This window comes from Deltaproteobacteria bacterium (assembly GCA_026712905.1).
Classification (GTDB): Bacteria; Desulfobacterota; Binatia; order UBA9968; family JAJDTQ01; genus JAJDTQ01.
In genome coordinates, this window is the sequence record JAPOPM010000182.1 from 1 (window position 1) to 5,627 (window position 5,627).

Annotated in this window: 4 protein-coding genes and 2 pseudogenes; 2 read left to right on the forward strand and 4 right to left on the reverse strand. The window is 64.6% G+C overall.

The annotated features are described in order from the left end of the window. Positions 1–120 precede the first annotated feature (120 nt). The 3 genes and pseudogenes from OXF11_15360 to OXF11_15370 all read right to left on the reverse strand — a co-directional run bounded on the left by OXF11_15360 (position 121) and on the right by OXF11_15370 (position 1,492). Positions 121–321: pseudogene (locus tag OXF11_15360) on the reverse strand (hypothetical protein). A 502-nt stretch (positions 322–823) separates the two neighbouring features. Beyond that, positions 824–1,171 (reverse strand): STAS domain-containing protein, encoded by a 348-nt coding sequence (locus tag OXF11_15365; GenBank protein MCY4488472.1) that lies wholly within the window; start codon positions 1,169–1,171, stop codon positions 824–826. A 117-nt stretch (positions 1,172–1,288) separates the two neighbouring features. Further along, complete coding sequence (locus OXF11_15370) at positions 1,289–1,492, reverse strand: hypothetical protein (protein MCY4488473.1); 204 nt, start codon at positions 1,490–1,492, stop codon at positions 1,289–1,291. Between the two features lie 693 nt (positions 1,493–2,185). On the opposite strand from OXF11_15370, the gene OXF11_15375 reads away from it, so the two are divergent. Next, entirely contained in the window at positions 2,186–3,370 is a 1,185-nt protein-coding gene (locus OXF11_15375) for a tyrosine-type recombinase/integrase (protein MCY4488474.1), read from the forward strand. A gap of 19 nt (positions 3,371–3,389) precedes the next feature. Beyond that, positions 3,390–4,556 (forward strand): tyrosine-type recombinase/integrase, encoded by a 1,167-nt coding sequence (locus OXF11_15380; GenBank protein ID MCY4488475.1) that lies wholly within the window; start codon positions 3,390–3,392, stop codon positions 4,554–4,556. 143 nt (positions 4,557–4,699) lie between these two features. On the opposite strand, the pseudogene OXF11_15385 reads toward OXF11_15380, so the two are convergent. Further along, positions 4,700–5,519: pseudogene (locus tag OXF11_15385) on the reverse strand (DDE-type integrase/transposase/recombinase). Positions 5,520–5,627 lie beyond the last annotated feature (108 nt).

A 5,627-nucleotide genomic window follows, 5' to 3' on the forward strand; every position in this document is an offset into this window, starting at 1 on the left:
GCGGAATGCAAGCCATGATACATTAGTATGGCACTACATTCCGTCCCCAGAAACATGATCTCAATGAATTCAATAGGTTAGATGGTGCACCCGTACACAAAATACCCTAAATCCCCACATTCATGTTAAAGATGGGTTAGGTGTCGCGGTCTGCCGGAACGGCGGCGCGTAGAGCATTCCGCCTTCGGTCCACTGGGCGTTGAGGCCCCGGTCGAGGCCGATGAGGGTCTCCCTGCCGAGGTGCTTCTCGAAGACCTCGCCGTAGTTGCCCACCTGCGCGATGAGGTTCATCGCCCAGTCCTTGGACGAACCCAGCCGCTCGGGGCGACCCGATGACCTGAAAGCGTGGACGTAAGGGTCTCGGGGGGCCGGGGAACCACGTGCGCTGGTCCCTCAACGCCATGATCGCGGCCGAGGAGATGGGCGTGACCTCCAAGAACGTGAAGGCGGTGGCGTCCAAGGAGAACAAGAACAAGGAGGTCAACCGCCTGCTCGGTCCGGGGCAGGTGAGCGGGCAGATGGCCGATGTTGCGCTACGGCGCCGCGCGCTTCGGGCGAGGCGCCGCCGCCGCGGGCGCCTGGGCGGATTCCTCCGCCTACACCTTTTCGGAACTTGCCGATTTTCCCGGACTACCTCAGGGACGCGTGGGCGGCCGGTCAGGGGACACGAAAAAGCTGGCCCCTTCACCCGTTAGGTGGCAGGAGCCAGCTTGCCCAATTTCCGCCATTGGGCTGGCGAAGAGGGGGCTGCGCGCCCCTTCGACACTGAGACCCGACGCGGCTATCGGCTAGCGTCCGACCGGCGGACCGCATTGAACGGGGTTTAGGCGTTCTCGAACGCCTCCACCGCCGCCGCCTGCGAATCGTAGACCGTGATGACCTTGTCGAGGCCGCTGAGTTTGAAAACGCCGCGAACCCCTTCCTGAAGCGCGCACATGGCATACTTCTTTCCCGGCTCGTTGAATTTCCTTGCAATCGACAAGACGACTCTCATGCCCGCGCTGCTGAAAAACGTCACCTGCTCGAAGTCGAGGATCAGGGCTTGATCCGACGGATCGATTCCGTTCTCCAACATGTGCTCGAACAGGTTCGCGCTGTCGTCGCTGACACGACCCACGGGCATCGCGATCACGATTCCGCCCTTGCGGCCCCACTTGATATCGATGTCCATGGGTTTCGACTCCTTTCGATCCGGACGGCGACCGAGGCTTGCGACTCACACTTGGATCACCCGCGGGTACATCGTTTCCAGGAACGAGTCCGTGGAAGTCTTCGGGCCCCGCTGGCGTCATTCCCTCGGCGATGTACCTTTTGGTGGCTTCATCGGCCTTTTCCCAGTTCCCTCACGCCTTCGCGGCGTCCGCTCACGGCCCTCCGTCAAGTCGCTGAGCAGGTGCACGCGGTCCCCGATCTCGCACCAGCGACGCGCCTCCGCCAGTTCCGTGGGCGTCACCTCGGCGATTACCGCCAGCACGCGTTCGCTCAGCGCCATGGGATCATCCGCTCATGACCGGGGGGCGAAGGCTCGGGGCTAGATGCCGGGGCTCAAGAGGTTTGACAGGGGGAACGGCCGCCTTGGGCCGCCATCATACAGCCCGTTATGCTTGCGGCCTGACAAGGGCTTCGCGGAAACTTCTTCTGCGAAGCCCTCATGTGGTTGCCGAAGAACCCTTCCTCCGCCTTCCATCAACGCTTCAGGCATGATCTCGTGCCCTCCAGAAAGCCGAACCAGTTATCTGCGAGTTTGCAGTAACCTCTCACTCGTTTGCATCTGCTGGCCAAACGAAACCCGAAACGGCATGCTGACATGACACCTAGCTTTCAGATTGACCCTGATCGGTCAGGCCTGCGCCGAGTTGCGCAGGAGTGTGATTTTGCGTTATATATTAGATACTTATGAGCGTAACTTCGTCTCATGGAGCGCTTGCGTTCCCGTCGTGGATGCGCTTCAATACACCTGCATTCGATTCCAGTTGCTTACGATTTGATTACTAATTCCGTGCTGGCTGAAGGCATAAAAAATTACTGTGGCCTGTGGCCCTCGTCCAGTCAAGGGGTAATGGCGGCGAATGAACCGCCGAGCGTGTCCGTGCATGGCCCGGCAGAATGCGCAATCGTCGCTGCCCCGGCCGTGGCATCGCCACAGACCAAACGAATGCCAGGTAGCAGAGACCGGAGTCACGCGATGTTGGAGAAGAGCGATCGGAAACTCACCAAGCGTACCATCGACGCCTTGGCGGTAACCGGCAAGGACGCAGTCTTCTGGGATAAGGATCTGGCCGGGTTCGGCGTCAGGGTCTACTCCACCGGCCGCAAGGTCTTCGTGGTCCAGACGCGCGGCCCGCAGGGTCCGAAACGCGTCACCCTCGGGCGCTACGGTCAACTGTTGGCGGACGACGCCCGCAAGCAGGCCGCCGAGGCGATCGACCGCGTCAAGCGGGGCCTAGAGCCGTTTCCGGCGCCGGTGGAGCCGGAACTCACCGTGGCGGGTCTGGCGGAACGCTACATGCACGGCCACGTGGCAGTCAACTGCCGGGAGCGGACGCGGGCAGATTACCGCCACATCATCGAGCGCCACATCCTGCCCGAACTCGGCGAACTGCCCATAAGCGAGGTGGACCGGTCGCGGGTCGCTAAGTTCCACTACCGGCGGCGCGAGACTCCACAGGCAGCGAACAACGCGGTCAGGGTCCTGTCGCGGATGCTCTCGATGGCGGAGGCGTGGGAGCTCGTGCCGCCGGGTCGGAACCCCTGCCGGGCGGTGCGCCGGTACAAGGAAGTCAGGCGGGAGAGGTTCCTCACGCCCGAGGAGTACCGGGAGGTGGGCCGGGTGCTCAGGGAGGCGGAGGCCAACGGCTCGGTGGGTCCCTCGGCGGCCGCCGCGCTCCGCCTGTTGATGCTGACCGGCTGCCGGAGGAATGAGATCGTGCAACTCCGGTGGGACGACGTGGACCGGGCGACTCGCGAGTTGAGGCTGAGCAAGACGAAGACGGGACCTCGGAGCGTTCCGCTGACCCCGGCGGTGGAGGCGGTGCTCGACGGGATTCCCCGGAAGGGGGACAACCCCTGGGTGATCGCGGGCAGGAAGGCCGACACGCATATGGTCGACGTGGACGCGGTGTGGGCGCGCCTTCGCGCGAAGGCCGGGCTCAAGGACGTGCGGCTTCACGACCTTCGGCACAGCTGGGCGAGCCGTGCGCTGGCACTCGGGGAGAGTCTGAGCATGATCGGAAAGCTCATGGGTCACGTGCAAGTGGCCACGACCGCGCGTTACGCACATCTGGCGCGCGACACCGAGAAGGCGGCGGCAGCGAAGGTCGGCGGCAGCCTCGGCGCCGACCTCTTCGGGCCGGACGCGGACGCGGGCTGAGGCGGGACGGGGGAGCGCGATGGCGAAACTCGCGACGAGGTCGATATCGAGGCGCACGGTCGAGGCGCTGAAGGTAGACAGAGACACGGTGTTCTGGGACTCGGAGCAGCCGGGCTTCGGTGTCAGGGTTTACCCCACCGGCGCGAAATACTATGTCGTGCAGACCCGCGCACGGGGCTCGGCGAAGCGGCTTACGGTGGGCCGGCACGGGGTGATCACTCCCGAGGAGGGGCGGCGGCGCGCCGCGCGGATCATCGCGCGGACCAAGGCGGGCGAGGAGCCGGAGCCGCTGGCGGCGAAGCGCGCGGACGAACCGACCGTGGCCGAGCTTGCCGCGCGGTATCTCAGGGAGTACGCGGAGGAGCACTGCAAGCCGAACACCGTGAGGGCGTACCGCCGAAGAGCCGAGAAGCGCATCGTCCCGGCGCTGGGGAAGCTGCCGCTGAGTCGAGTCCGGCGAGAGGATGTACGCGAGTTGCACTACGCGATGCGGACGACACCAGCGATGGCGAACCGGACGCTGGACCTCCTGTCCCGGATGTTCAACATGGCCGAGTCCTGGGGGTTGATGCCCGAGGGGAGCAACCCGTGCCCGCGCCGGATGAAATACCGGGAGCAGCGGCGGGAGCGGTTCCTCACCGCGGTCGAGTTCCGTCGGCTTGGACGCTCACTCGACGAGGCTGAGGCGAGCGGCGCCATCTCGGTGCATGCCGCGGCGGCGATCCGGCTCCTGTTGCTGACCGGGTGCCGGAAGAACGAGATCCTGACGCTGCGCTGGAAGGACGTAGACCTCGAAGCCATGGAACTGCACCTCGCCGACACCAAGACAGGCGCGCGGACGGTGTCGCTGTCGCCCGAGGCTAAGCGGGTGCTCGCGGGCATTCCACGCGCCGAGGGCAATCCCTGGGTGGTACAGGGCCGGAAGAAGGGCGAAAGGCTGTGCTTTGTCGACCGTCACTGGTGCATCGTGCGCGAGCGGGCGAAACTTGAGGATGTCCGGCTTCACGACTGTCGACACTCGTTCGCCTCCCGCGCGCTGGCACTCGGCGAGAGCCTGCCCGTAATCGGCAAGCTGTTGGGCCATGCCCATGTCGAAACCACGGCGCGGTACGCGCATCTGGCGCGCGACTCCATGCACGAAGCGGCGACGCGGGTCGCCGACAGCATCGCGGACGATATCCTGTGAGCTCGTGTCGCGTGGTTCGGAAACGCGCCGGGATCAGGAGTCTCGGGTCCACTTGGAAAATTTGACAAACCTTAGGCCGCCAGCGAAAACAGGCAATCGGAGACCTGCGCCCCAAGCATCAACCCTCCTTCCTCATATAGCACGTTGTCGGACACCACCCGCAACGGATACCCCCGCCGTCGCGCGATGTGGTCGAGTTCTTCGATACCTGCTCCCCGGTGATGGAGTTGTCCACGATGGTGCCCAGGCACTCCCGGGTGAAGTCGTCGGTCACGCACAGCACACGGAAACGCCTGCCGTCCACCAGGGCGTCGGAGGCGAAGTCCATCGACCAGCGCTGGTTCGCCCCTTGCGGGATGGTCATCGGCGCCCGGGTCCCCAGCGCCCGCTTGCGGCCGCCCCTCTTGCGCACCACCAACCGATCCTCCTTGTAGAGCCGGTAATGCTACTTGCGGTTCACCACGACGCCTTCCCTCGCCAACAAGATGTGCAGCCGCCGATACCCGAAGCACGACGTTCCGCCGCCAGCTCCCCACAGCCTCCGTCGCAGATCCCGGTCGTCCGGCCGGGTCGACCGGTACCGGTACACCCGCGGATCCAGCCCCGCCAGACCACATGCCCGCCGCTGCGAGTGACCTCTTTTCTTCATCGCCCAGTCCACCCCTTCCCTTCTGGATCTGGGGGTCAGAAGTTTTTTCCGACCATTTCCTTGAGCGTCGATACGTCCAGCATCGCTTCCGCCAACAACCGCTTCAGCTTGGCGTTCTCCGCCTCCAGGCTCCGCAGTCGCTTCGCCTCCGACACCTCCAGCCCACCATACTTCGAGCGCCTCTTGTAGAACGTCGCGTCACTGATGCCGTACTTGCGCCACAACCCCACCTCGCCAGGCCCCGCCTGGTGCTCCTTCAGTATCCCGACGATCTGGGCTTCGTCACCTTGACGGCCGCACGCCGGGGCGTCGATCCCGTCTCTCTCGCACCGGACCCCGGCGCGAAGCTCAGAACGAATTCGCCGCGATGAACTCGTCGATCCGATCGAGCAATTCGGCGAAGCGCGGGTTGTAGGTCAACC